Annotated in this window: 19 protein-coding genes and 1 riboswitch; of the genes, 5 read left to right on the forward strand and 14 right to left on the reverse strand. The window is 49.8% G+C overall.

Going from position 1 to position 26,591, the window contains the following annotated elements:
* Positions 1–5: 5 nt before the first annotated feature.
* From HPT30_RS10525 to HPT30_RS10550, 6 genes are all read right to left on the reverse strand, one after another.
* Positions 6–563 carry a GNAT family N-acetyltransferase gene (locus HPT30_RS10525; RefSeq protein WP_175371359.1) on the reverse strand — a complete coding sequence of 186 codons (558 nt, stop codon included), beginning with the start codon at positions 561–563 and terminating at the stop codon, positions 6–8.
* A 68-nt stretch (positions 564–631) separates the two neighbouring features.
* Entirely contained in the window at positions 632–1,537 is a 906-nt protein-coding gene (locus HPT30_RS10530) for a metallophosphoesterase (protein WP_175371360.1), read from the reverse strand.
* A gap of 42 nt (positions 1,538–1,579) precedes the next feature.
* The gene (locus HPT30_RS10535; RefSeq protein WP_175371361.1) at positions 1,580–2,368 is read right to left on the reverse strand and encodes a DUF3891 family protein; all 789 of its coding nucleotides are present in this window, start codon (positions 2,366–2,368) and stop codon (positions 1,580–1,582) included.
* A gap of 228 nt (positions 2,369–2,596) precedes the next feature.
* On the reverse strand, positions 2,597–3,361 hold the full coding sequence (gene sdhB / locus HPT30_RS10540; RefSeq protein ID WP_066376509.1) for a succinate dehydrogenase iron-sulfur subunit: 765 nt from the start codon (positions 3,359–3,361) through the stop codon (positions 2,597–2,599).
* Positions 3,362–3,617: 256 nt separating this feature from the next.
* On the reverse strand, positions 3,618–5,363 hold the full coding sequence (sdhA, locus tag HPT30_RS10545; RefSeq protein WP_066376507.1) for a succinate dehydrogenase flavoprotein subunit: 1,746 nt from the start codon (positions 5,361–5,363) through the stop codon (positions 3,618–3,620).
* Positions 5,364–5,474: 111 nt separating this feature from the next.
* Positions 5,475–6,140 (reverse strand): succinate dehydrogenase cytochrome b558 subunit, encoded by a 666-nt coding sequence (locus tag HPT30_RS10550; protein WP_175371362.1) that lies wholly within the window; start codon positions 6,138–6,140, stop codon positions 5,475–5,477.
* 439 nt (positions 6,141–6,579) lie between these two features.
* On the opposite strand from HPT30_RS10550, the gene HPT30_RS10555 reads away from it, so the two are divergent.
* Positions 6,580–7,482, forward strand: a complete 903-nt coding sequence (locus HPT30_RS10555) for a LysR family transcriptional regulator (protein WP_175371363.1) — start codon at positions 6,580–6,582, stop codon at positions 7,480–7,482.
* Between the two features lie 67 nt (positions 7,483–7,549).
* On the opposite strand, the gene HPT30_RS10560 is transcribed toward HPT30_RS10555, so the two are convergent.
* Positions 7,550–8,215 (reverse strand): potassium channel family protein, encoded by a 666-nt coding sequence (locus HPT30_RS10560; protein WP_066376500.1) that lies wholly within the window; start codon positions 8,213–8,215, stop codon positions 7,550–7,552.
* A 14-nt stretch (positions 8,216–8,229) separates the two neighbouring features.
* Positions 8,230–9,588: a TrkH family potassium uptake protein gene (locus HPT30_RS10565; RefSeq protein ID WP_175371364.1), complete on the reverse strand. Its 1,359-nt coding sequence runs from the start codon at positions 9,586–9,588 to the stop codon at positions 8,230–8,232.
* A 92-nt stretch (positions 9,589–9,680) separates the two neighbouring features.
* A riboswitch (cyclic di-AMP (ydaO/yuaA leader) is annotated at positions 9,681–9,856 on the reverse strand.
* Positions 9,857–10,124: 268 nt separating this feature from the next.
* Between HPT30_RS10565 and HPT30_RS10570 the strand changes: the two genes are divergently transcribed.
* The 4 genes from HPT30_RS10570 (at position 10,125) to HPT30_RS10585 (ending at position 14,600) form a co-directional block, all read left to right on the forward strand.
* On the forward strand, positions 10,125–10,508 hold the full coding sequence (locus HPT30_RS10570; protein WP_175371365.1) for a GntR family transcriptional regulator: 384 nt from the start codon (positions 10,125–10,127) through the stop codon (positions 10,506–10,508).
* Positions 10,508–11,239, forward strand: coding sequence for an ABC transporter ATP-binding protein (locus tag HPT30_RS10575; RefSeq protein WP_217622337.1), 732 nt, complete (start codon positions 10,508–10,510; stop codon positions 11,237–11,239). The genes HPT30_RS10570 and HPT30_RS10575 overlap by 1 nt, the downstream gene beginning before the upstream one ends.
* Positions 11,236–12,783 carry a hypothetical protein gene (locus HPT30_RS10580; RefSeq protein ID WP_175371366.1) on the forward strand — a complete coding sequence of 516 codons (1,548 nt, stop codon included), beginning with the start codon at positions 11,236–11,238 and terminating at the stop codon, positions 12,781–12,783. The genes HPT30_RS10575 and HPT30_RS10580 overlap by 4 nt, the downstream gene beginning before the upstream one ends.
* A gap of 137 nt (positions 12,784–12,920) precedes the next feature.
* On the forward strand, positions 12,921–14,600 hold the full coding sequence (locus HPT30_RS10585) for a CPBP family intramembrane glutamic endopeptidase (RefSeq protein ID WP_175371367.1): 1,680 nt from the start codon (positions 12,921–12,923) through the stop codon (positions 14,598–14,600).
* 79 nt (positions 14,601–14,679) lie between these two features.
* On the opposite strand, the gene HPT30_RS10590 is transcribed toward HPT30_RS10585, so the two are convergent.
* The 6 genes from HPT30_RS10590 to HPT30_RS10615 all read right to left on the reverse strand — a co-directional run bounded on the left by HPT30_RS10590 (position 14,680) and on the right by HPT30_RS10615 (position 26,264).
* Complete coding sequence (locus HPT30_RS10590) at positions 14,680–16,482, reverse strand: cache domain-containing sensor histidine kinase (RefSeq protein ID WP_175371368.1); 1,803 nt, start codon at positions 16,480–16,482, stop codon at positions 14,680–14,682.
* Positions 16,483–16,487: 5 nt separating this feature from the next.
* Positions 16,488–18,059, reverse strand: a complete 1,572-nt coding sequence (locus tag HPT30_RS10595) for a response regulator (RefSeq protein WP_175371369.1) — start codon at positions 18,057–18,059, stop codon at positions 16,488–16,490.
* A gap of 71 nt (positions 18,060–18,130) precedes the next feature.
* On the reverse strand, positions 18,131–19,858 hold the full coding sequence (locus HPT30_RS10600) for an extracellular solute-binding protein (protein WP_246317023.1): 1,728 nt from the start codon (positions 19,856–19,858) through the stop codon (positions 18,131–18,133).
* A gap of 82 nt (positions 19,859–19,940) precedes the next feature.
* Positions 19,941–20,801, reverse strand: a complete 861-nt coding sequence (locus tag HPT30_RS10605) for a carbohydrate ABC transporter permease (RefSeq protein ID WP_175371444.1) — start codon at positions 20,799–20,801, stop codon at positions 19,941–19,943.
* A 63-nt stretch (positions 20,802–20,864) separates the two neighbouring features.
* Complete coding sequence (locus tag HPT30_RS10610; protein ID WP_246317029.1) at positions 20,865–21,740, reverse strand: ABC transporter permease; 876 nt, start codon at positions 21,738–21,740, stop codon at positions 20,865–20,867.
* A 228-nt stretch (positions 21,741–21,968) separates the two neighbouring features.
* Positions 21,969–26,264, reverse strand: coding sequence for a galactose-binding domain-containing protein (locus tag HPT30_RS10615; protein ID WP_175371371.1), 4,296 nt, complete (start codon positions 26,262–26,264; stop codon positions 21,969–21,971).
* Between the last annotated feature and the right edge of the window lie 327 nt (positions 26,265–26,591).

Here is a 26,591-nt window from a genome sequence, read left to right on the forward strand (position 1 = left end):
GAGTTTTATAACGGCATTATTTCATTTGTGTAACAAAGCCTAAAGACTTTCATTACATCGCCTCCGGAAGCTACAATCGGCACCGTTCGCTCCAGTTGCAAGCCATTTTTTAGCATCACCCGTTCTGAACCTGTGTTGTCACCCCGGCATCGGCCTTCTATCACCTTCAGCCCCAGCTCCTGAAATGCATAGTTCAGCAAGAGTCCTACCGCCTCTGTGGCATAGCCATGTCCCCACCACTTTGGATCAACCATGTAGCCCAAAATAGCTCTGCACTCCTGCCGGTTCCAATTCTGTAAAGAGACGGTTCCCACCAGTTCCTGCTGTCCGCGTCTATAGATCCCCGCATGCAGTGCACTATGATCAATGGCGTACAGCATACGGTTGATCAGCCTATCCATAAAGGCAGGCTGCGACCCTCCCGGGCGCATCACAATATGTGCCTTGACCTGTGGATGAGAGAGCAGCATCCGCAAAGTACGGGCATCCTCCGGCAACATGGGCCGCAGTTCTATTGCCGTCCCGTTCTGATGGGGCAGCTTCAAGGTCTCATAGGGACTCATTAACTCTCCACTCTCCTCAATCGAAAGCTAATCAATATTGTGTTCTGCGTCACGCCTTACTCCTTGGCTCAAGCCTGACGCAAGGTTAATACCGTAAGCTCAGGCCTGCATAGCAGCCGGAAGGGCATATAAGTCTCGCCAAAACCCCTGTTCACATAGACCGGCATCCGCTTGTTCTCCGTGTAATACAAGCCGGATATGTATTTTAGCGATCCATAGGGAGTGAACGGCGCACCAACCACTGGAAGACGGATTTGTCCGCCATGGCTATGCCCCGACAACTGTAGATGAAAAGGGTAGTCCTCCGCGGTATCGGCGTAATCCGGTTCATGCATTAGTAGCAGCGTGAAGGTCCCCGGCGGAACGCCTTGCAGCGCTGCCTCCGGGTCCGGTTTGCCATGCAGCAAATCATCGAGTCCGGTGATCGCCATTACCGCACCGCCACGCTTGATTAGCATGGACTCATTGCGCAGCACCTGAAATCCCGCTGATTGTAGCAACCCGGTAACTTTGTCCGTATTCTTATAATCATGGTTGCCCAGAATCGCATACTTGCCAAGGGGAGCCTTCAACTCAGCCAGCACAGGTACAGATTCCGTCAGGTCACCGGGGTTACTGTCCACAATATCACCGGTAAAACAAATCAGATCCGGGTCAGCCTCCCTGATATGACTAACCAGACGGGTTATATCACTGGCATCCTTGTTAAAACCCAGATGTGTGTCGCTGAAATGCACCACTTTCAGGCCTGCAAAAGCACCGGGTAGCCCAGCTAGAGGTAGCTCCAACCGGGTCACCTCCAGCCAGCGCGGCTCAGCCAGCCAAGAGTAGCCGCCGGTCAGAAGCCCTGCGCCTACAACGGCTGCCGCGCCGCGAGCCAGAAACTGGCGACGGGTAATTTTGGGCCGCTGGTGCTGCATATTGTTCTTATCTGTACCTTCAAGGGGAGGAACCCCGGACGAGCTTTTGTTCATAGGGTATTCTCCTTTCGGGCGATTTATTTCCGGATTTTCACCTTATTGCTCCGGGCCACTCAGTATCAGATGTACTTCCTCCTCCGGCGCCTCCTTGTATGCAGAGGCAATCCCCTTTTCCTTGATTACCGACCTCTGGACGCGACGCTGCTTGAAAGATACCTCCAGTTGCCGCCTAAATGGAAACGGGTTCAAAATCAAAGTCCCCTCATCCTTCCATGTCGCCGTAATCCGCTGTCCGGAAGTAAAGGAAAAATCCTCACTGCCGGAAAACCCGTCACGCCACCAAGGATGTCCTTCTGCTTTCGTGCTACCAGGCTTATTCAGCCCCAAGTACAACGAGAGATCGTCACAGAATTGCAGCAGATGGGAATCATAGCGCAGTTCACTCTCCCCGATCGGAGCAGTCGCCTCTAACTCACGGCGGATGCGGGCCCGGCGGGCCTTCTCATGCTCCTGGTATACAGTCAGTTCAGGATAATCCTCGCCGGATATATCAATCAGCCGGTCGAAATGCAGGCTGCATAGCAGCGCTCCATATGGCGTGTCAGCTTCAATCTCGTTCAGCCCTCGCTGATAGAAGGTTAGTTTCGGAACTAAAGGGAAATCGAAGAAGGTATAAGGCGCATCAGCCGCATCGTTCCAGAAAGGCGTCTCATCGAGATCAATCCAGCCCCGATCATGCTCGGCCACCGCTCGCAGCACTTCCTCCCGCCGGTTCTCCCCAAGACCGCGCTCTTCCTTGATCCATTCCGCAAGGACACCGGACAATTGCCCATGCTCATGCTGCTTCATCATCACAAATGCTCCGTCCTGCTCCCGACAAATCACATCTATTCCTCCCCAACTCTTCCTGCTCTCTGGCTTACATAAACTATGATGATTATACCATAGTTGGATATGATGACATAAATTCAGCAGGAAAGCGCTTATATAATAGACTTTATGGATATTTACGCTAAAAAGTGCAGGCTCAAACCCGTCAGCTAAAAAAAACAGACAGCCACCCCGCAGCAGATTGCTGGGGGTGGCTGTCTGTACTGCTTAGCAGAGTGCCTGTTACACACCCAGCCAGCGTTTGAACATATGTTTTGTAGTCTGCTTGTTAATCTCGGCAATCGAAGTTGTCAGTGGAATGCCCTTCGGACAAGCCGCCACACAGTTCTGCGAGTTACCGCACCCGTCAATCCCGCCATCGTCCATCAGTGCTTCGAGACGCTCTTCAGCATTCATCTCGCCCGTTGGATGAGCATTAAACAACCGGACCTGAGAGATGGCTGCCGGACCGATAAAATCGGTCTTGGCATTGACATTCGGGCAGGCCTCCAGGCAGACGCCACAGGTCATGCACTTGGACAACTCGTACGCCCACTGCCGTTTCTTTTCAGGCATACGCGGCCCCGGACCCAAATCATAGGTACCGTCAATAGGAATCCAGGCTTTTACCCGTTTAAGCGCGTTAAACATCCGGCTGCGGTCAATGACAAGGTCACGCACCACAGGGAATGTCTTCATCGGCTCGATCCGGACAGGCTGTTCCAGATTATCGATCAGGGCTGCACAGGCTTGGCGCGGCTTGCCGTTGATGACCATAGAGCAGGCACCACACACTTCCTCCAAACAGTTGGAGTCCCAACATACCGGAACCGTATTGTCGCCCTTGGCATTGACCGGATTACGCTGAATTTCCATCAGGGCACTGATCACGTTCATCCCCGGACGGTAAGGAAGATCAAATTCCTCTGTATACGACGAGCTTTGCGGATCATCCTGGCGGGTGATAACAAACTTTACGTTTTTGGGAGCTTGGGCTGTTTCCGCCATCATCGTTACCTCCTAAAAGTGTTGTGAAATATACGCTTCTTAAATCTCACTATCGATCTACCAAAAAGACTGTTTGTTAAAACAGATGTCTGTGCATTAGTCACCTATTAACAGGAATTTCGAATGTTATTTCTACACTTCTGCCCATATTGCTCAAAACAGCTGGAAATCTTGCTGTTAATTCCAAAGAAATTTGCAATCCTTTAACATCAGGAGCAGTCATCCAGCCCTTGGCTGACCGCATTACACCTGCTGCTTACTTGTCCTTCGAGTAGTCGCGAATCCGCGGCGGGATCAGTGAGACATCCACGGCTTCGTAAGAAATCTGCGGGCCTTCCGCAGTCCACTCCGCTTTGGTTGTCTTCAGGAACTCCTCGTCGTTGCGGTCAGGGAACTCTGGCTTGTAGTGTGCCCCGCGGCTCTCGTTGCGGAGCAGTGCGCCCAGCGTCATCGCCTCGGACAGCTCCAGCATGTTCCACAGCTGGCGGGTGAACGCGACGCCTTGGTTGTTCCAGCGTGACGTATCGTTCATGTTGATGTTTTGGTACCGCTGCTTAAGCTCCTTAATTTTGCCGATTGTCGCTTCCAGCTTGGTGTTGTGGCGCACCACCGTCATGTTGGCGGTCATCCATTCGCCCAGTTCCTTGTGGATGACATAGGCATTCTCGTTGCCCGACATCCCCAGGAGGGATTCATATTTATCGACCTGCTTCTTGTGGAAGCCATCGAACACGGTGGAGGAGATATCCTGCACCGATTTCTTCAAACCTTTAATATATTCAACCGCCTTCGGACCGGCGACCATGCCGCCGTAAATGGCAGAGACCAATGAGTTGGCACCGAGGCGGTTAGCTCCATGGTACTGGTACTCACATTCCCCAGCCGCGAAGAGGCCCGGAATGTTCGTCATCTGGTTGTAATCGACCCACATGCCGCCCATGGAATAGTGGACTGCCGGGAAGATTTTCATTGGAATCTTGCGTGGATCATCGCCCATGAACTTCTCATAGATTTCGATAATCCCGCCCAGCTTAACGTCCAGCTCCTTCGGATCTTTGTGGGAAAGATCGAGATAGACCATGTTCTCTCCGTTAATGCCGAGGCCTTGATCCACACAGACATTGAAAATTTCACGGGTCGCGATGTCACGCGGCACCAGGTTACCGTACGCCGGATATTTTTCCTCGAGGAAATACCACGGCTTGCCGTCCTTGTAAGTCCAGATCCGTCCGCCCTCCCCGCGCGCCGATTCCGACATCAGCCGCAGCTTGTCGTCGCCCGGAATGGCCGTAGGGTGAATCTGAATGAACTCTCCGTTCGCGTAATGCACACCCTGTTGATAGACGGCGCTGGCCGCGGTACCTGTGTTAATGACAGAGTTGGTCGTTTTGCCGAAAATAATGCCGGGACCGCCGCTGGCCAGAATTACGGCATCCGCCGGGAAGGTCTCGATTTCCATCGTCTTCAGATTCTGGGCGCTGATTCCGCGGCAGACGCCGTCGTTATCAATAATGGCCGAAAGGAATTCCCAGTTCTCGCTCTTGGTGACCAGACCCTCCGCCTCCCAGCGGCGAACCTGCTCGTCAAGTGCGTACAGCAGCTGCTGACCTGTCGTCGCTCCCGCAAAAGCCGTCCGGTGGCGCTTCGTGCCGCCAAACCGGCGGAAATCGAGCAAGCCTTCCGGCGTACGGTTGAACATAACGCCCATCCGGTCCATCAAGTGGATAATGCCGGGCGCCGCTTCACACATCGCCTTGACTGGCGGCTGATTCGCTAAAAAGTCTCCACCGTAGACCGTGTCGTCAAAATGCTCCCAGGGCGAGTCGCCCTCGCCCTTGGTGTTCACGGCACCATTGATGCCGCCTTGGGCGCAGACAGAGTGTGATCTTTTGACAGGGACAAGCGAGAATAGATGAACATGCGCACCGGACTCGGCTGCCTTGATGGTCGCCATCAAGCCGGCCAGACCACCGCCCACGATAATGATGTCTGCTGTTGCCATGATAAGTTCACTCCTAACAGTTTTGTCAGCATATGCCGCATCGATCAGCTTCGTACAAAACCCGCTTCAAAAGCACACGCTTACCGAAAATATGAAAAATTTACTTTTAATTTAGATAAAGGTTTTCAATGATTGCAGGGCAGTAGCAGTTGTCTGGAACTCACTGTCACGGAAAGTAACCAGCGATACCAGGAACATAACTGTTACGATTACGAACAGCCCCAGGCAGATCACGGAAGATACGCGCTGCGAACGCGGCCCGACGGTAATACCCCAGCTGATCAGGAACGACCACAGACCGTTGGCAAAGTGGAAGGACGCCGCCACGATCGCGATGATGTAAAATGTAAGCAGCAGCGGCTGTGTCACAATATTGTGCATCAATCCGCCAAGCTCCTCGTGCTTCACATTGCCAAGCGTTACTTGGAAACGAGTCTCGAACACATGCCAGACGATAAAGATAAACGTGATAACCCCTGTGACCCGCTGCAGCGTATAGCGCCAGTTGCGTTCCAGCTTAAAACGGTTCAGGTTTGGCTTCGACTGGTAGGCGATGTACAGACCGTATACCCCGTGGTACAGCAAGGGAAGCCATATACCGAACAATTCCAGGAAGAAGACGAGCGGCAGGCTGTTCAGCCACAGCACACTGTCTGTGAAACCGGAAGCGCCACCCTCAACTGCCGAGAAATTCGTCAGCATGTGCTCAAGAAAAAAGCCCCCGAGCGGGATAACGCCGAGCAAGGAATGAATCTTTCTGGAATAAAATCCTCTCATACTGGTGTGTCCCCTTTCCGATTAAAACAGCGTTTTCATTAATGAGCATTTACCGCCGGGACTACTTCTTGAAACAGCGCATGATGACATGAAAAAGGATATCTCCCGATTTGCAAGCCGCTATCCCTTGTGTTCCCGGACTTTGATTATTTATTCACAAAGTGTGAATATCTTGTGTCACTTTTCATGTTACTCTTTTTTGTCTTATAAGGGAATTGCAATATAATTATTAATCGTTATACAATTAATGCATAAGAATGTTTTTTATATGATAATGATTATCATTTACAGCGCTTTTTTCCCTTTTCATTCCTGTAAGCATTAGTTATCTATGGTTCAACCCTCAATCGTTCTATGCTTTTTATCACTTCTTATACCGGCAGAATAAGGCACAATCCTGACAGAGTCATACCTTGTATTATTACGGGAGGAAGACACTATGTTTGATGATCTGGATATATTCGCGGCAGTGGTGGAGCATTCAAGCCTGAACCGGGCTTCACGCCAGCTTAACTTGTCACAACCCGCCCTTTCCCGCAAAATCTCCAAGCTCGAGGAGAGGCTGGGCGTTCCATTGTTCAACCGGTACGGCAAGCGCCTGGAACTTACCGAGGTTGGCCGCTTGGCTTACACCTATGCGCTAGAGCAGCGACAGCAACGTTCCAAGTTTCTGGAGGCGCTCTCAAAGTTCAAGGAAGGCGAACCCCAGCTTGTTACGCTGGGGGCCAGCCTGACCACGCTGCAGACTACACTGCCACCGCTGGTCAACACCTATATGGAGAAGTATCCCGCTGCCGAACTGAAACTGATTACCGGAAAGACGCATGAGATTGTCTCCTCGGTCAGCGAGGGCAAGTGTGATGTAGGAATTATTGCTTCCTCCATTCAGGAGCCCGGGCTGCGCTGTATTCCGCTCTTCGAGGATCAGCTCCGCCTGGTCGTCTCCAGTCAGCATCCGCTTACGCTGCTGCCCAAGCTGAGCATGGACCATCTCTCACGCCTGCCGATGATCCTGTTCTCCAAGGGAACCTGGTACCGCCGCCTGACCGACGATTTGTTCCAGCGCTGCGGTATTGATCCCGATGTGCGCATGGAGATCGATTCCTTCGAGGCGATTGTCCGGCTGCTGCCGACAGCCAAGACCGCGGCGCTCCTGCCCAAATCCTATCTGCGTCCCGAGCTGCTGAACGGCAGCGGGCTCGTCTCGCTGCATATCAAGGAGCTGGAGCAGACTCAGCGGACTACCTGTCTGATCTACCGGGACGGCGGCGGGCTCAGCGGTGCTGCCCGCTCACTGGTGCAGGTGACAGAAGAAGTATTCCTGCCGAAGCTGACCGATTGAGAAAAGACCTTTGATCTTAAAAAACCCGCCTGCGGACTAGCCGCAGACGGGTTTTTGGCATAAACAATTACAGGTTAACGGCTTCTTCCTCAAATTGGTCAATACCCTCATTGGAGCCGATGACGACCATAATATCACCTTCGTACAAGGAGTCCAGTGCAGTCGGAGCGACGATAATTCCACTCTCCCTATTGATGGCAATGATGCTGCACCCGTATTTGGCTCGGGTATTCAGCTGGGACAGACTCTTGCCATCCATACAGGACGGAACATTCATCTCGACAATTTTATAATCCTTGGATATTTCAATATAATCCAGCAGATTGGGAGTGACTAACTGGTGAGCCACCCGAACCCCCATATCGCGCTCCGGGAAAATCACCCGGTCCACACCCAGCTTGGTCAAGGCGCGACCATGAAGAATAGATATAGCCTTGGCCACCACCTGCTTGACGCCAAGCTCCTTCAGCAGAATGGCTGTCAGAATACTACGCTCCATATTATCGCCAATGGCTACAATACCACAGTCGAAATTCCGGACACCGAGCGAACGCAAAATGCCCTCGTCTGTGGCATCCGCCATCACCGCATGGGTGAGCTTGTCGCTCATCTCCTCCACCCTTTCTTCCAGGTGGTCCACACCGAGCACCTCATAGCCCATATCCATCAGCTCAAGCGCCAAGCTTGAACCGAACCGTCCCAGCCCAATTACTACAAATTGCTGTGGTTTCATCTCCCGATAACTCCTTATCCAATAATCATTTTGCCTTCCGGATACTGATACAATGGTTTACCCTGTTTTGGACCAAGTGCATATGCCAGAGTTAACAGTCCCAGCCTGCCAGCGAACATAGTGAGACAGATGAGGATTTTGCCGACTAACGACAGCTCCGGCGTCAACCCCATGCTCAGCCCTACGGTCGCGAAAGCCGATGTCGTCTCGAACAGAATCTCCAAAAAGTCGCGTCCCTCGGTCGTCGAGAGCACCATAGATACAGTGACAATCAATAGCAGAGCGAGCAAGGTGATCGTTAATGCTTTGAACACCCTCTCCTGTGCCAGCCGGTAACGGAAGAATACAATATCCTCCCGCCCGCGCAGCATGGAGATTACAGCGCCGATCATGAGCGTAAAGGTCGTTGTTTTGATCCCGCCCCCGGTAGAACCGGGAGAAGCACCGATAAACATTAGAATCACGATAAAAAATTGCGTGGCCTGACGCAGCCCGGAAATATCCAGCGTATTAGCCCCGGCCGTACGCGGTGTGACCGACTGGAAGAAGGCAGCCAGTATTTTGCCGCCGATGTTCAGGGAGCCCATACTCCGCGGATTCGTAAATTCAAATACAAAAATCACGAGCGTGCCTGCCAGAATCAGCGCTGCGGTTGTGGATAATACCACCTTACTGTGCAGCGACAACCTGCGCTTGCGCCGGTAATCGACGATATCGGCAATTACAATAAACCCAAGTCCACCGGTAACAATCAGGAACATGACAATCAGGTTCACTACAGGATCGTTGACATAGCCCATCAGGCTGCGGTAATGGCCGAACAAGTCAAAGCCTGCATTATTGAACATGGAAATGGAATGAAACAGTCCAAAGTATATCGCCTTGCCGAGCGGCATATCAAACGCCCAGCGTATCGACAGCAGCAGTGCCGCGCTCCCCTCAATCATGAGTGAATAGATCAGCACCCGGCGGATGAGCCGTACAATGCCTTCCATCGAGTTCTGGTTCATGGCCTCCTGCAGAATAAGCCGGTCGCGCAGCGATATTTTCCGCTTTAACACTAGAGCAAAGAGTGTTGCCATCGTCATGAAGCCCAGGCCGCCAACCTGAATCAGGATCATAATGACGGTCTGCCCAAAAAGGGAAAAATACGTGCCGGTGTCCACAACTACTAGCCCCGTAACACAGGTAGCAGAAGTTGCTGTAAATAGCGCATCTATGAAGTTCAATGAATGTCCACTCCGACTGGCAACCGGAAGCATCAGCAGCAGCGTACCAATCAAAATGATCGCCGCAAAACCGAGTACCAGCGTCTGGGGCGGGGAGAGCTTCAATATTGTGAAACGGTTCAACCTGGGGAATGGCGAAGCCAAATCCTCACCTCTCACTATAATAAATTGAGATTGTATATCATTAGAATGCCAAACAAAAAAAGCACTGGAACACCAATGCCTCTCCCCTTGGTTCCTGCAGTGTTCTGAAGCCTACGAGGTTAGCTGACGGATTCGGGCAGCTGCAGTGCCCTATTCGTTCCCGGAACGAAATTCACCCCTGAAGATCGGCGCCTAAACTTACGTCTATATGCACCCTTCACTTCTTATGGTTCCCCCGTTTTCAATTGAAATTCGGCTTATATCTAATTGCATTCAAATTATATACGTTCTGTCCTGACATCACAAAGACACTATTAAGTATATTTGGATAAAATAATGTCTTAAAGAGTGACCGGGAACACAGGAGACCCTGTTCTCATTCCTTTTCCGTGACTTGCCTGTAATTGCATCGTTTTTCACGGTTTTATGAATACATAGAACTTTCAACCTTGAAATTGTATGGCGGGGAATGATACACTACATACAACGAGTGTATGACCTATACCCATACACATTATTCCTACTAGGGGGAAGACATGGAAGAATCTTTGGAGCTGCTGCCGCAGCAATTTCAGATCAATCCCTCGCGTCCCATCTATGAACAATTCGTCGAAGCCATCCGGGGCCGGATTGTTACCGGTCTCATCCCGCTTGGCTCGCGTCTGCCATCCGTGAGGGATTTGGCAGCCGACCGAGGCGTGAATCCCACTACGACTGCAAGAACCTATCAGGAGCTGGAGCGAATGGGCCTGATCGTCACCTATCGTGGACAGGGTACCTTTGTTACGAGAGAACAGGATGTCATCGGGGAGGCTCGCAAGGAAATGATCCTGGAGGCCGTGCGGCAATTTAAAGCTGCGGGTGCCAGCCTGGGGCTGTCAGCAGAGCAGATGCTGCAATTTGATAAGGAGGAATCTTGATGCGTACGAATAAAGATATTTCATCACTGCCAGAACTCAAGGCAGCCGTGCAATGTCAGAACCTGACGCTCCGCACGAGGAAAAAAACAATTTTGGACGACGTAAGCTTCCATATTCCCCAAGGCAGTATCACTGGACTGCTCGGTCCTAACGGTGCGGGCAAGTCTACCCTATTACGCCTGATCACCGGACTGGCTACACCAGACTCCGGCTCCGTGAAGATTTTCGGCGATCCTGCCGGCGTAGAGCGTCTAGGACAGTTATCCCTGCTGCCGGACCGCAGCAGCCTGCCTGGATGGCTGACTGTAGGGCGCTGGCTTCACTTTGCTGAAGGCATATATCCCGATTGGGACAATGTGAAGGCAGAACAACTAATGGGTCAGCTTTCCGTTAAGAGGGAGTCCCGTATCTCAACCTTATCTCGCGGGGAAGAAGCAAGACTGCAGCTGCTGACCTGCCTGTCCCGCAAAGCTCCGTTAGTCATACTCGATGAGCCCTTCACTGGCGTGGACCTCATTTCCAGAGAGGAAATTGCGTCCACAGTTGTGGGTGAGATGGCTGATGGTGAGCGTACCTTTTTAATTGCTACGCATGATATCCGGGAAATGGAGCTACTGTTTGACCGCCTAATTCTGATTGGCGACGGACGGATTCAAGGTATTGAGGATGTGGAACAGCTCCGCCAGTCCGGTCATTCCGTTGAATCCCGTTACAGGGAAGTGTTCGCATGACAGCGCTTAGAGCGTTAACAGATCTGGAGTACAGCCGCTATAATCCGTTTAAGTGGGGCAAAAAATCTTTTTTGGGGATTACTGTAGCTCTATTCGCTCTGCTCTTGGGTATCGGATGGTATCTCTTTCATGGCAAACAGCCTTCTTTGCAAGCTCCCTTTACAGCAGGCACCATTCTTATAATAGGGATCATTATGTATCTTTCTTCAGTCGACATGCTGATGTTTACAATTCATAGTAGCCGGGAGTGGATTCTGAATTTCCCGCACCCCCGCAAGCTTCTGCTGTATGCCAAGGCGATAAGCCTGTTTAAGCATGGATTGTATCTTGCTTCCATCGTTATCGTCGCTAATATCGGACTATATATGCTCTTCAACCTGACGGGACATCATGAGCAACTTCCGTTTAAAGAGCTTATCCTAACGATAGTCGCTCATGCACTCTTTATGGCTTCCATCTTTCCGCTCGCCATCGTATGCGGATTGCTGGCAGGAACCATTCTTATGGGCTGGAAGATGCTGCTGTTCGTCCCTTTTTCATTATTTTGGCTATCACCGTTGATGATTTTGGCCATCTACTTGAATTCCATTGCTTTGAACGGTGTGCAATTACAATACCTGAATCCGTCCTATATCCTATTGTATACACTGGGAATTCTGCTGATTGGCTGGCCTCTGAGCTATAAGCTGATCCAATGGATTGCCAAGGCTGGTCTCGAAAGAATGAGTGAGATCCGATATAATTTCCTGGCAGTACAGCTTCCGTTTGTTAAAGAGCAGAACACTATGAAGTCATACCGGCATTCTTCCGGATTCCAGGCACTGTATCAACTGGAGCGCAGCCGTCTGCAATATTTTGAAGGATTACTACCCATTAAGGTGATCAAGGGAGCCTTACTTGCCGGAGCATTTATCTTGTTCTACCTGTTCCCCGGAAATGATCAATTAGTAATGACTCTGACCAAGATGCAATTTATCCTGCCTGTGCTGGTAGCTTCCATATGGATCATGTGCAAAGGCGCGGTGGAGCACAAGCAAATGAATTGGCGGCTCTCTTTTCCACACCCCAGACTGCTGCTTATAGTATCTAATATCGTCGCAACAGGAGTTACCGTCCTTCGCATCCATCTGATGCTGGGCATAGCCACTCTGGCCGGAATCGGGGCAGCTCTTGCAGGGGGAAGAACGAATTTCGCTTCTGTTACTGATTATCTGCATTGGTTTGCATACATCTTCTTAACATCAGCCCTGATGCTCTTCCTATCCCTCTGCCTGCTGCAAATCAGCTATTATCTGATGAAATCAAAGATACTGATCGGACTGATCTTCCCGCTGTATATGATCATTGCGCTTCAACAAACGATTGTAAATAATACCCTGCTCCCGGAAACTATACAGATCGGACAGACGCCGAATTGGCTGCTGCTTGGATGGGTAACCTTGATCGGATTGCCGCTTGCCGCAGCCTGCCTCCCTGTTGGGGCCAGATATCTACACCTCGTTATCGCTCAAAGCAATGAAACGGTTATCCGAAAAAAACATTAGAATCATAAAAACAGGCTCCTCTGCGTAAGAATACTTGTTAGAAGATTGTAGACAAGCAAAATAACTGGTTTGATCTCATTTGTACCGTATTGCAAGTAGTGCCATAATACATGAGTTCACCCAAAAGGAGGCGTTATATGAATCCCGTCGGCCAGCCCCTTAAGCAGCGTCCCCTCTCCAAAGGGCTAATTATTTCGGGCATCATCGGCATTGCCCTGTTCATTATGTTCCAAGTGTTCCCGTCCTTACTCGGAGGTGTACCTGAAGGAAACACCGCAGTAATCAGTAAAGACGTGGCACGGAGTAACGCCGCGGCGTTCGCGGCAGAGAAACTGGGCTATACCGTCTCGGATGGAGAGTGGAACATCACCTACCAGTCCGACTCTTCCTTCTTCGGCTATATGTCGCGGGAGAAACTGCTGGAGGACTATAGCAAAAAGAAACTGGACCAGCGTTATCCCTACGATGTTTATCATGCGGCCTTCACACCTGCAGGTCAGAATGGTACTCTTCTGACTGTGAATCTTAATATGTATACCGGGCAGGCGGTCAGCTTTGCCCGCGGGGCAGCCGTTCCAGGCGGCAATTCGCGCAGCGGTGCTCATTCCATTGCCGCGAGCGAGGAGCAAACGCCCCTGTCCTTAGCACAGAAGGAACAGCTGGCCCGTCCCTGGCTGAAGGAATGGGGCGTTAATCCTGCCAAGCTGCAAATTGAGCCGGGTAGCAGCGGCGGTTCCGGGCTGACGTACACAGACAGCTCGGTCACTGTAGGAGAATCCCGCCTGCAGTATCAATTTACTTTTGATGGAGGAGATGTTTCCTCCTTCAAGCCCGGATTTACAGCGCCAGGCTGGCATACTTCGTACGTAGACAGCCAGAAGTCACTGGCTACGAAAATGACCCTGTACGGCTATGGCCTGCCGACCATCGCTCTGGGCGTGCTGGCCTTGATCTACAGCATTCTGAAGCGGAGCCATACTTCTTTTAAGCGCGGCCTCTTCCTCAGCACGGTTCATTTCCTGATTATGATGGCCACTACGTACAACATGCTACCGGAGACCTCCGGCGATAATGTGGAGGCACGGGTTACGGCCATCGTGATGTTTGTGATTTATGCGCTTTACAGCCTGCTCATGTCTTCCCTTCTCTACTTCTCACTGGTCGGCGGAGACGGCCTCTGGCGTAAAGAAGAGGGGATGAATCCATGGCCCCGTGCCAAAGAGCCGGGATACGGCCAATATGTACTGGACAGCATTCGTGCCGGGTACGTCTGGGCCTTTGTCCTGCTTGGGGTTCAAACGCTGATGTTCATCCTCCTGTCATTGACCCTGCACAATTGGTCTACAACCGATGCCAGCCAGTCGCCTTATAATATGAGGTACGCTTGGCTGCTGCCGGTCGTAGCCTGGCTCGCAGGCCTGTCTGAGGAGGCTATCTACCGCCTGTTCGGTATTCGCATGCTGAAGAAAATCGTGCGCAGCACATTGGTTGCCAGCCTGATTACAACCCTCATCTGGGCTTTCGGGCATACGCTGTACCCGATCTATCCGATCTCCTCGCGCCCGATTGAGCTGACTGTAATCGGACTGCTGTTCAGCTACATTTTCCTGCGCTACGGCTTTATCGCCGTCATGTTCAGCCATGTCGTGTTTGATAGCATCCTGATGGGCGTGACGCTGATATTTATGAAGGAAAGTGTCAATGTGTGGGCAGGCATCTTTGCCATCGTCATGCCGTTCCTGGTCGCTTATATCGTCTACCTGTTTAACCGGTCCAGGACACCAGAGGAACCTGAAGCTGCCAATACAGTGGTATAAAAGAAAGGGATGCTCCATAAGCCGTTCTCCGGCCTTTGGAGCATCCCTTTTGCATATAAGATTCTTATTATGACTTGGATTACGTTGTCAAGCTGTGTTCGCCCTTCGTATCCTTGCCTGGCAGACGGGAAGGAAAACGAATTCGGATAACCGTTCCCTCACCTAGTGAGCTATTGATAATTACACCGTATTCCTTGCCGTACTGCAATTTAATGCGCTGATCCACATTGCGGATGCCATAGCCAATCCCCTTATCTGTAGGGTCCAGCACCAGCTCAATGATCTCTTCCTTCATACCAAGTCCATTATCTTCCACTTCGAAGCAGATATCCTCGCCCTCAGGGTACGCACGAATGATAATCGAAATCTCATCATCGTACCAGGCATGCTCGAGCGCATTTTCCACAAATGGCTGCAAAATAAACTTCACCGTCTCATATTCCATCACTTCCGGCGCAATCTCATAAGTCACGTTGATGCGGTCAGCATTCTTGATCTTCTGAATCTCCAGATAGGATTCCACAATCTGAATCTCCTGCTCAATCGGAATAATCATATCTCCGCGATGCAGGGAAAGGCGGTAGAATCTCGCCAAAGCCCGTACAATTTCATGCAGCTTATCAATTTCCCCCAGCTTCGCCATCCGGCTGATGGACGAGAAGGTGTTATATAGAAAATGCGGATTCATCTGGGAATGAAGCACCTGCAGCTCCGTTTCCTTCTTCTCCAGATTACTGACATACACTTCATCGATCAACCGCTGAATCGTTGATGCCATATCATTGAAGGCACTGCCAATCTCTGAAAATTCATCGTTCCCCTGAATCGGCATCCGCTTGTGGAAGTTCCCTTCCTGGAAGGACTTCAGCGAAGCTGTCAGCTTCATAAACCGCCGCGAGAAATACTGGGACATAATAATGCTGATCACGAACAGTAGCGCCAGAATCAATACGCAGATCCATATGGTCACATTGCGAACTTGTTCAGAGTTCTTTTTCAATGAAGAGTAAGGAACCCAGGCAACTATGCTCGCCGACATGTTATCAATTGGCGTCTTAATCTCCATGAAAGATTCAGGCTTGACGATATCCCCATTGGCAGCGCCGGACAGCATCGCCGGGTCCATCTGATTCTTCGAGCTGGAGAACAGCAGATGATCCTTATCATCTACAATAAAGAGGATGCTGTCCTCGCCCAGATGTCCGGTATCTACGTCGGAGAAAATATACTTCATATTCACCGTCATCTTGATCAGACCGCTCAGTTGCAGGGTATCGTAATTGATCAGTGGCCTCAGGTAAGAGATGCTACCCGTTTCTCTGTCCTTATCTACCTGCTTCCACTCCGCCGAGCCAAAATGCAGATCCAGTGACTGATACCACGGTGCATTCTGAATCCGCTCGCTGTGAAAGAGAGAATACTTGCGCCCTCCCTGCCCCGTATTTACGGTACTGTTGTCATTATAGTAATACTCGCTAAGATAGTAATACTCACTGACATTCGGGTTGTCCACATACAGAGACAACTTCACTTCCTGATTGGGCAAGCTTGCGGCATTCTCCAATTTGGGCAGAATGTATTGGGACATAATATTGTATTTTTCCCACCCGGAATGATAGCCGGTCAAATAACGTGACAACGTCTGATCTGCGTAAATCTCATCCGAGCTGCGAATCAGATCCTTCAGGCGATAATCGACGTTATTGCCTACCTGCTTCACCGTAACTTCGAGACTGCTTCTAGTGTGCTCTGCAATCGTATTTACGGATGAGATGTACGCATAACTGCCGATGCCTATGACCGGAGTCAGCACCAGCAGCAAATAGGATATCAACAGCTTGTAGCCCAAAGGCATATAAGTGGAAGGAAAGCGTCTCTGCATGAAGATCAACTCTGCTTTCTGTAATCTGCTGCGGTAATGTTGAAGAATTCACGGAATTGTCTGCTGAAATAGGCAATATTCTTGTAGCCCACCATCTCGGCCACCTCATAAATCTTGTACTGGTGCTGATCCAGTAGGGTAATCGCCTTTTCCATACGGGTACGGACCAGATATTCATTGAAGCTCTCTCCCATATGCTCCTTGAACATCACGCCCAGGTGATTCGGAGAATAGGCAAAATGGTTAGCCACCTCGCGCAGCGTCAAGTTATCGGACAGCTTCTCCTTGATATATTGTTCAATGTGCTCCATTAAACGCCGGTTCTTATGCTGTTTCTTCATAAACAGAATCTCCGAAATCTGGAACAGCGTATTGCGAAGCCAGCGCTTGATGTCCTCCACAGTTTCCAAATTATGAATGACATCCATTTGCTGGATGCCCCATCCAAGCAGACTCTCATAGGTCTCATTCAATGTTCCCAGATAAGCTTCAAGCCGGGTCGCAATGTGAATAGAGAAGTGGTATACCTTGACTGGATGCTCAAAATCGGCAGCCACGTCGAATAGCTCATCAATACAGTCGCAAATATCAATCAGTCTGTATCCAGCCATCGCTCCAAACATGGCCTCCAGCACAACGCTCAGATCCTTAATGTCCTTGGTCATTCCTGCTTTATTCATCACCGGGTGGATGACCCGGTTCTTGCCGATGAACATCTTCCCGTTCATAAAGGTCTTAGCTTGGGAAAAAGACACCGGAAGCTCTTCCAGCGAAGTCGCTTGACTTCCATAGCTTACAGTAATCGTAAACGAGGTCTGCTCACGCACCTCTTGTACCAGCTTTTGCAACTGCAGTTCCAGCAAATCTGACTCTGTTGTGTAGATCAGCCCAATCTGGGAGCGGTTCAAACGGCATATTTTACCGGTGCCCGCAGCCTCCAGCCGGGTGGCAATATATCCATAGAGATCGTCCAGAGCAGCATTTCCGGATTCTGGATTATCGCCGATCCGCGACAATACATCATCGGCCTCAATCAGCACCGCGTAAGCGCTTGTAAATACTAAATCCATAGGATACCGAGCCAGAAAAGCACCAAGAGTCTCCTGATCGATCGTGCCCTCCAGCAAATGTCTCAGCACATCGTTCTTGATGAACTCAAACGAGGTCATGGCACTGGTATCTTCACTTCGTTTGACGCGTTCACTGTCCAGTTCTGCAGTCGCCGTCTTCAGAACCGCCACGATCTCTTCATCATCAACCGGCTTCAGAATATAGCCATGCGCCTTGAGATCAAGTGCCTGCTTGGCATAATGGAAATCCTGATAACCGCTGATGAAGACCGTTTTGATGCCTGGATTCTTCTCCAGTGCTTTGCGTGACAGCTCAATGCCAGAAATCACCGGCATTTTAATGTCGGTGATCAGCAAATCAATATCATGATTTTCTATAAATTGAAGCGCAGCAAGCGCCTTGTTCTCGCTACAAACTACCTCGATCCCAAGGTCATTCCAGGGGATAAGACAGCGAAGCCCCTCTAGATCATAATTCTCATCGTCCACAAGCACGGCCCTATACATGACAATCCCTCCCCATTCATGAGGAAAAGAGGGCACGGATTGTGTCCCTCTTGTTCCCGCCTTCGCTGGCGTTAGCCTTTAATTTTGCTGAGATTTTGTTGCCATACATTTGTTTTCCATTTCAGAACTTTATCATAACCCATCTTCGCTGCTTCTTTGTCCGTTTCCTCGATCAAACGAAGCACTTCTTCGTCACTCTTCGCGAAGATGATTTTAGGTATAACTTGTGCGTATTGATCTTTCAAGCGTTGCAGAATGATACCCTCTTCAGAGTTTGGAGCTGGATCAAGATTCGAGAACTCGGTGATGTTCTTGGAAGTCTTGAAGGAGATGTTCGCCTGAGCCAGTGTCGTCCAATCCTGTGCTTCTGCAGGCAGCAACTTCTCGCGTTCAGCTTTTACTTTGTCTACATAGGAAGTGTTTCCGTACCAGTTAAATTCGCCAATCTTCAATTCGTCGTATTTCTTAGGATCGCGATTGATATAGGCGTCATTTGGAATTGGTACTCCGTCTTCTACTTTATCATAAAATAATCCAGGAGGCCCGAAGAATAAAATTTGTTGTCCTTCAGGGCTAGTTGCCCAGTTCATGTAAGAGAAGATAGCTTCAGGATCTTTTGCATTAGTGGTGATTACGTTTACATTCCAGCCCAGTGTGTTGAATCCGGAAGGATAGACTTTATCCTTGTCTACGCCGTCTTTGTGCACAGGCCAGATTGGCTCGTAGCCGCCTTCAGGATCTTTGGCGGTCAGCAAGTTGTTCGCCTCACGTCCGATACCTTCAACTACGGAGTCATACGCACCGAATACTGCAATTTTACCAGTTTTCAGCTTTTCAAGCACCTGATCACGGGTTTGGGTCAGCAAATCCTGGGAAGTCAGGCCTTCACGGAACAGTCTGCTTGCGAACAAAGCAGTATCCTTAAAGCCTTGATCCTGATAAACCGACGTCAGCTCAGAGCCGTTTGGCACCCCGAAAATTTGGCCCGATCCGGGAGAGATAAAGCCAGGTGTACGGTCATTTGCGGAACCGCTGTACAACATACCGATCATTTGCAAGTCAGCGCCATCACGGGTCTCACCAAAGTCGATCGGTACCAGATTAGGGAATTTTTCTTTGACTTGCTTCAGGTAAGCTTCAAGGTCTTCCCATGTTTCAAGCTTAGGAGATCCAAGCGCTTTGTATGTCTTCTTCTCTACGAGATACGCTGCGTTACCATTACCATTCTTACCATTGATATACCAGTTCGGAATCTGATACAGCTTGCCGTCTTCGCTACGCAGCATGTTCAGGGTTTCCTCACCTACATTTTTGACAAACTCAGGATACTTCTCCAGGTAAGGATCGATTGCAACCAGCTTTCCTGCTTTTTGCAGGCGCTCTACGTCTTTACCACGGTCCAAAATAATATTGTCAGGCAATTGATTGGATACGATCATAGCGTTCAGCTTTTGAGCTGCAGCGCCGTTGGATTGTACCGGATCAAGGGTAACCTTCAAGTTCTCTGTAATCCATTGACCATGTGGTCTTTCTGCCCATGTTGGTGCAGTGTACCAGTCATAGTTGACAAAACTTGTGAAGGTAACCGGTTTCACTTTTGCCGCTGCGTCTTTAGCTTCATCTGCTGGACTGTTGCTGGGAGTTGTATTTCCTGTATTCTCAGCGCTTTTCTCTGTGTTGGTTGCAGCGGATGGACTTGGTTCAGAAGCGGCATTGTTGTTGTTACTCGAGCAAGCAGCGAGCATACTTGTAGCCATTGCACTGACAAGCAGCAGAAGCCCTATCTTATTTTTCTTCATCTCATAACCCCTCTCACGTTTACAGTTTAATATGTCATTAGTGGGCGGCAGCCGAAGCTGCCCCCACAGATAACCATAGATACTACTCTTTCAGTGATCCTACCAATGCGCCCTTGACGAAGAACTTTTGCAGGAACGGATAGATCATTAGTATCGGCAGTGTAGCAATCATCATCGTTGCCATCTGCAATGCCTTGACCGTCACCGTGTTCTGCACCAGACTTTGTGCATAGGAGTTCAGATTGCTCATCAGACTCGCGGTTGCCCCTGCATTAATGATCTGTACAAGCAGCGTTTGCAGTGGGATCAGATTCTGATCGCTGATAAAGATCGCCGGCGTGAACCAGTCATTCCATAGTCCAACGGCGGTGAACAACCCGAGTGTCGCCATAACAGGTCCAGAGATCGGCAGTACAATCTTGAAAAATACACCAAAGTTGGAGCATCCGTCAATCCTGCCTGATTCCTCAAGTCCGTCAGGTAGTTCTGCAAAGAAGGTACGGAAGATAATCATGTTAAATACATTGACCATACCATGAATTAACAAGAACGTGAACGTATTGTAAAGTTGCATCTGGTAGATCAGGATGAAGTAAGGAATTAATCCTCCGGTGAAGTACATCGTAATAATACAGATGATCATGTAGAATTTTTTGAACACAATGCCTTTCTTGGAAAGACCATAAGCAAAGAGTGACGTAAAGAACATGGACAGTGCTGTTCCTAATACCGTCCGTAGGATGGTAATCATGTAAGCTCTGAAAATGTTGTCTTCCTTGAAGACGATATTGTAATTCTCAAACGTGAACGAGCGTGGCCAGAAAGTAACCCCACCCAATGCTGTGTCACTTCCGTTGTTAAATGAAATGACTAATGAGTTCCAGAACGGATAAAAAGTAATGAAGGCAAGGAATATAAGTAAGACATAAATAATTCCATGCATGATTTTATCAGAACGACTGCTTTTCAAGAAGTGTCCTCCTTTCTTGATGAGAACCGAATGGGCTTACCAGAGACTGGCTTTACCAAAACGGCGTGAGATGGTATTGGCAACATAGAGAAGAAGTACGCTCAACACCGATTTAAGCAATCCGGCTGCGGTCGCGTATGAATAACGTTGGTTCAGAATCCCCATTTGATATACATAGGTATCTACCGTCTGTGCATAAGGCATCAGAATACCGTTATTCAAATTTTTGGTTAGCAGCAAGATATCTTCAAAGCCTGCGTTCAGGATATTACCTACTCCAAGCAGCAGGAAAATCGTGATAACCGGTGCAATGCTCGGAATTGTAATTTTGAAGATTTGCTTAAATTTACTCGCCCCATCAATGGAAGCTGCTTCATACATCGCTGGATCAATCCCGGCAATAGCTGCCATATAGACGATGGAACCAAACCCGATTTCCTTCCAAACGCCTACGGATACGAGAATGCCCCAGAAGTATTCTGGAATGGACAGCCAGTTGATTGGCTTGTCAATTAGAGACATCTTGACCAAAACTTCATTCACCGCACCGTTATCCACAGCAAGCATCGAGAACACTAGCCCGGATACAACGACCCATGAGATAAAGTGAGGGATATACGTAACGGTCTGGACAATGCTTTTGAACACTATATTTTTTACTTCATTCAACATAAGGGCCAAAATAATCGGTGCCGGGAATCCGATCAGAAGCTTCAGCAAACTGATGCCAAAAGTATTTCTGACAATGCTCCAGAACTCCGGTGATTCAAAGAACATCCGGAAGTGCATCGTCCCGACCCACGGACTTGCGGCAAATCCCTCGAACAGATTGTATTCCTTAAAGGCCATCAACACGCCCCACATCGGAATATAGCTGAAGATCAGAATGAATATAATCGAGGGAAGAATCATGAGCTGATAATCCCACTGCCGGGCGAATCTGCTCCAGACTCCCGTGCCCGGCGCTTTCGTGCCCAAGGGTTTATACGCCTTGGCCGGTACGCCACTGGGTATCGTTTCTTTTTTCATAGCATCACCATTTCTTTCATTTGATGCTATTATCTTACCGCTAAAGTGAAAGCGATCTCTACGAGAAGAATTAACGATTATTTTACATAATCAACGGTCTTGTAAATTTTATTAATAGATGGATATCTCCCACAAAGAATAGCCATAATTGGTGCCTCGCTCCTGACCGTTCACGCGTACATAACGAGCCTCTGCCGGGTTAAAGCTAATCTGCTCCAGCCCCCCTTTGCCTGATTTGGTGTTATACACCTGTGTCCAGGTCTTGCCGTCTACTGACAGTTCAATGGTATATGCCTTGGCATAGGCTCCCTCCCAGTCCAGCACTACACGGCTAACCGTCTTCACTGCTTCAAGGTCTACCTGAAGGAACTGGGCATCACTGTAGGCTGACTCCCAGCGGGTTCCAGGATCACCATCCACCGCATATACTGCGGCCTGGACAGAATTGGGCGATGAGGTTACGGGCTTGTGCAGTGCGAGGTTCTCCGTATTGACTTCTGCCACAGGCTGCTGCACGGCGGCCTCTTCATAACCTGAAGCCTCCACTGTAATCTCATAATCTTTGGCGGCTTCGAACAGCGCACCATCCAGTTCAATTTGTCCTGCACTTATCGTAAACTGGTCTGCCGTCAGCTCCTTGTCGTCCACCTTAATGGACTCTACCGCCTTTCTCCAAGCCGGACTATCGGGGAAAGTAATGTTGACTGGCTGACTATCCGCGCTGGCTGAAGAATCCGCCGTTAGGGCAGGTGCTGCAAGCAGATTGGCTCCTGTTCCATAGACTTCAAACTCCCATAGTGAGTATCCGTAAGGAGTGCCACGCTGAGTGCCTGTCAATTTGACATAGCGGGCAGTCGTAGGATTAAGACTCAGTCTCTCTATCCCACCAGCACCTGTCGTTGTAGCATAGACTTGATTCCAGCTAGTTCCGTTCACGGAAGTCTCGATTCTGTATGACTTGGCGTAAGCACCCTCCCAGTTCAGAACAATATAGTTAATGGACCTGGAGGCGCCCAGATCAACCTGGATGAACTGCGGATCGCTGAAATCGGATTCCCATCTGGTGCCGGGATCGCCATCAAACGCGTAGCGTGCCAGCGTCTTCGGATTCGGTGATGACGTTGCCGTCTTGTTCAAAGCCAGGTTAGGCCCGGTTGGACCGGTTCCTGTCGTATTTTTAGTCGGGTCAACTTTGACCAGTTTCTTGGCTGCCACCTTGGCAGAACCAGTTACACCGCTAGCATTGCGGAAAGTAACCGTAATTTCGGCGTCTGTTGGATTCCAGATCAACGCCTGGTAGGCAGAGCCTTTTTTATATACAGTGGCACTGTGTCCGTTGGTCGCCCAAATATCGGTGCTGCGCTTTCCAAGGGATGCCATGCTGTGCACGAACCAGTAGGTATTGAACAACTCATTTTGCTGCACAGGCGCAGGATTCCATTTATTGAGCACTGCCTGTGGATCGCTCAGCGCCTGAATCGGCCATACGATATGGTACCAATCCTGTTCCGGTCCGCCGTTGTCAGCGACAAAACCGCTGTACAGCCCGGCAACCTTAGCACTGTCTTTTTCAAAACCATAGCTGGTCAAATATTCTGAGGTCGGCAGCCAGTGGATACCATACACGTATACCGGATTCCCATTGAAAAAGGTGCCGAAGAAGTTGGAGCTGCCGTAGACTTGCCCTACAGTCTTGTGCGTGTAGCTCGGAAGCCAATTGTCGTTGTCATAATTGAACCAGTATTGCTTCACTGCATTCAGCTCGGTGGTGAAACCCATGATAGAAGCATCGCGGTAATTCTTCTGCCCGGTCAGGGCGCTCCACATGTATTGTCCAACCCAACCGAACAGCGACTCCCCGGCAGCTTCCTGGTTGTTGCCGCTGTCATTGTCGGCATAACCGCCAGCCCATGAATGGCCTTCATAGGCATCGAAGCTGCGCATATACGGATATTTAGGGTCGGTCTTGGACGGGTTGGCATAATCGCGGATTAACTCATCAACCATGCCGCTGTATTTGTTCTTGAAATCATTATCGAAGGTCGCCAGCACGGCTGAAGCAAATACATAATAGCCATAGGTAAAGTGATGGTCGGTAATGCCGGAGTTGGCCCCGAACTCACTGGTCTTATAGATCAGCGTACCCCAATCAGGGTTGTAATCGAAGAAGTAATCGGATTCGCCCGCTGTATACGTGTACCAGTCCGCAAGAATGGTCTTCATTCTGGACAGGAACAGATTCTTGTAATGGTCGTTGCCAATCTGATCAGCAATCAGGACGCCCATCGCCAGCGGATGAAGCTTCTTGCCTTGCCAGTAGGCATCGGCTTTCATAAGATCGGTTGCAGTATCTGTGTCCAGTATCGCCAGCTGGTTCAGCAGCGTCTGACGCGAATAGGTCGGATCATCCGGTTCGGTGAACTGCGGTACAATGCCGTAGAACTTGTCAACGGTCCGGAAGGTGTTGCCTTCACTCACTTTCATCGTGCCCCGGATGGATGGATAGGACAGTGCTGTCAGCGGTGTAGTCGTTACCTTCCATTGGTGTGGAAGCTGCGCCATCAGGGTTGTATTCGCAAATCCCGGACGTTTCAGCTGTGTAGTCACATTGAAGTCAGTTGTGACGTCGGAAGTAGTCTCATTAAAGCTATACACTACTTTGGTATCGGTTACAAAAGCATACGCGTGCTGGTGATAATAGCTGAGATCTGCTGTTTTCGGAATAGCTGCCAGTGACAAATAGTTCTGGCCCTGTCCGAGTTGAATTTTGAGCTTGGAGCCTACCTTCTTGAAAGTCGTTCCCGGAGGAGCAAACACGCCATACGTTCTTTTTACCATTGCAGGTGTAGGCGCACCATTGGAATTGGTGATTTCGAGTCCGATATGATCCGCGGTGATCGACGAGCCGTCAGCCGCCAGAATTTCTGTGTTCTGATCATTGAAGAAGCGGACCGATGCCGGCAAATAGAGTTCCGGGCTGTTCGGATCGCTGAATTCCGAGAAAAGATACGGCGAGCCTTTTACAAAGGTGGTTTTTAGCTTCTCTACAGCTCCGTCGCTCAGTACCGCAGTTGCGGACCAGTCTCCGTATCCGGTTATGCGATTGGTCATCGAGGAGGTATTGATGTTGCTGGACATGAGATACAAGTCCGGACTGCCCGCCGCTTCCTGCGCCTTACCGTCCGCACTTAAATAGCCGGCGCCAGGGTTCAAGACGCTAAGTCCTTGCTTGGTGTACTTGGATTTAAGCGGCAGGGTAATAATACCGTTGCCGAGCTTGTTAACCATAATCGATTGCCACCAGTCATTCGACGGCAGCGGAGTGTTCAGATTATCGGCTTTGTAGAGCGGGTATTTAGGCTGTGGAACTGAGCGGTTATTCATAGAATGGCTGCCCTGTCCCACTGGAACTGTAGTAAGGGTCGGCAATGGCGCAATGGTATAGGCCGGCCTTGGATCACCCTGTACATAATCATAGGCCTTGAATTCAAAAATCGAGTAGCCAAAGGTAGTCGCCCGGGCGATTCCCTTCATCTGCAGGTAACGACCGCTAGCATACACGGGCAAGTTGAGTGTTCCCCCATCGCCATGCATTTCGCGGTAAATCGTAGTCCAGTTGTTCCCGTCATTGGAGAGCTGGATATCATAGATACGGCCGGCAGCCGCTTCCCAGTCGATAATTACCCGGCCCAGCGTACGAACGCTGCCAAGATCCACTCTGATCCATTCATCATCTGTCGGATTGGAAGACCAGCGGGTGTCCTTGTTACCGTCAACCGCCAGCTGCGGCAAGGTAGAGTTCGGAGGCAGGTAAGGGGACTGCTCATACGAAGAAGCCGTTACCGGACGGTTCAGGGCCACGTTCGGTCCCAAGACCACCGGCGGAGGATTAACACCACCCGTGCCGTAAATTTCAAACTCGAAGAGCGAGATGCCATATTGCGGCAGCGCCTTCTCAGAAGCTTGAAGCCGTACGTATCTGCCGGTGCCGTTAACTGCAAAATCTTCAATGCCACCGGTACCGTTCACCTTGGAATGAATCTCATTCCACTGCAGTTCATCTTGGGACACCTGAATTTTATAGGCTTTAGCATAAGCGCCTTCCCAACGCAGCACGATCCGGTCTACTTGGGCCGAGGCGCCAAGATCCACATAAATCCAGTCATTTGTATTTCCCCAAGAGCTGCTCCAACGTGAAGACGTATTGCCGTCCACCGCCAGATCAGGTGTGTTATTTCCTTCCGAGCCAGACGCATACGCTGGCCTGTCAAGGGAAAGCAGGTATGAAGGTGCAGCCTCCGCCCGCTGAGGGGCAACAAGCACCAGGCTGAAAAGCAGGGATAGTACAAGCGTCATCGCTGTAAACTTTGTACTTTTTTTACCGTTCATCACACGTAAAGGTGTCATTAACGTTAAATCCTCCTTCAAATTTTTATAATTGGGAAAAATGATTGCATATGATCTTGCTTTTGCATTTTTTTACATGATCTTGGGCCTCATCAACTCCTTTTCATACTTGAAAGGCAATAATTTGCCACCAACTTGAAGCGCTTTCATTAATTCGTGTACAATATAACTTTTTATGTATGCGGATACAATTATACAAAGCAACGATTTCATGCAGTTTTACACGAACTTCCAAATCATGTGAACTTCACCTAAAAAGAAGCAGGCCTTTCGTACCACAAACCATATAACAAAAAGGCCGACCCCTGAAGGTCAGCCTTTGTACGA

It is taken from the genome of Paenibacillus agri (genome assembly GCF_013359945.1).
GTDB classification, from domain to species: Bacteria; Bacillota; Bacilli; order Paenibacillales; family Paenibacillaceae; genus Paenibacillus_AQ; species Paenibacillus_AQ agri.

Coding starts and splice junctions, on each gene's coding strand:
- sdhB (WP_066376509.1), bottom strand. CDS start 3,361: ATGGCGGAAACAGCCCAAGCTCCCAAAAACGTAAAGTTTGTTATCACC.
- HPT30_RS10615 (WP_175371371.1), bottom strand. CDS start 26,264: ATGACACCTTTACGTGTGATGAACGGTAAAAAAAGTACAAAGTTTACA.
- HPT30_RS10530 (WP_175371360.1), bottom strand. CDS start 1,537: ATGAACAAAAGCTCGTCCGGGGTTCCTCCCCTTGAAGGTACAGATAAG.
- HPT30_RS10560 (WP_066376500.1), bottom strand. CDS start 8,215: ATGAAACCACAGCAATTTGTAGTAATTGGGCTGGGACGGTTCGGTTCA.
- HPT30_RS10595 (WP_175371369.1), bottom strand. CDS start 18,059: ATGTATAGGGCCGTGCTTGTGGACGATGAGAATTATGATCTAGAGGGG.
- HPT30_RS10580 (WP_175371366.1), top strand. CDS start 11,236: ATGACAGCGCTTAGAGCGTTAACAGATCTGGAGTACAGCCGCTATAAT.
- HPT30_RS10525 (WP_175371359.1), bottom strand. CDS start 563: ATGAGTCCCTATGAGACCTTGAAGCTGCCCCATCAGAACGGGACGGCA.
- sdhA (WP_066376507.1), bottom strand. CDS start 5,363: ATGGCAACAGCAGACATCATTATCGTGGGCGGTGGTCTGGCCGGCTTG.
- HPT30_RS10610 (WP_246317029.1), bottom strand. CDS start 21,740: ATGATTCTTCCCTCGATTATATTCATTCTGATCTTCAGCTATATTCCG.
- HPT30_RS10555 (WP_175371363.1), top strand. CDS start 6,580: ATGTTTGATGATCTGGATATATTCGCGGCAGTGGTGGAGCATTCAAGC.
- HPT30_RS10605 (WP_175371444.1), bottom strand. CDS start 20,801: ATGCATGGAATTATTTATGTCTTACTTATATTCCTTGCCTTCATTACT.
- HPT30_RS10570 (WP_175371365.1), top strand. CDS start 10,125: ATGGAAGAATCTTTGGAGCTGCTGCCGCAGCAATTTCAGATCAATCCC.
- HPT30_RS10585 (WP_175371367.1), top strand. CDS start 12,921: ATGAATCCCGTCGGCCAGCCCCTTAAGCAGCGTCCCCTCTCCAAAGGG.
- HPT30_RS10600 (WP_246317023.1), bottom strand. CDS start 19,858: ATGAAGAAAAATAAGATAGGGCTTCTGCTGCTTGTCAGTGCAATGGCT.
- HPT30_RS10590 (WP_175371368.1), bottom strand. CDS start 16,482: ATGCAGAGACGCTTTCCTTCCACTTATATGCCTTTGGGCTACAAGCTG.
- HPT30_RS10550 (WP_175371362.1), bottom strand. CDS start 6,140: ATGAGAGGATTTTATTCCAGAAAGATTCATTCCTTGCTCGGCGTTATC.
- HPT30_RS10575 (WP_217622337.1), top strand. CDS start 10,508: ATGCGTACGAATAAAGATATTTCATCACTGCCAGAACTCAAGGCAGCC.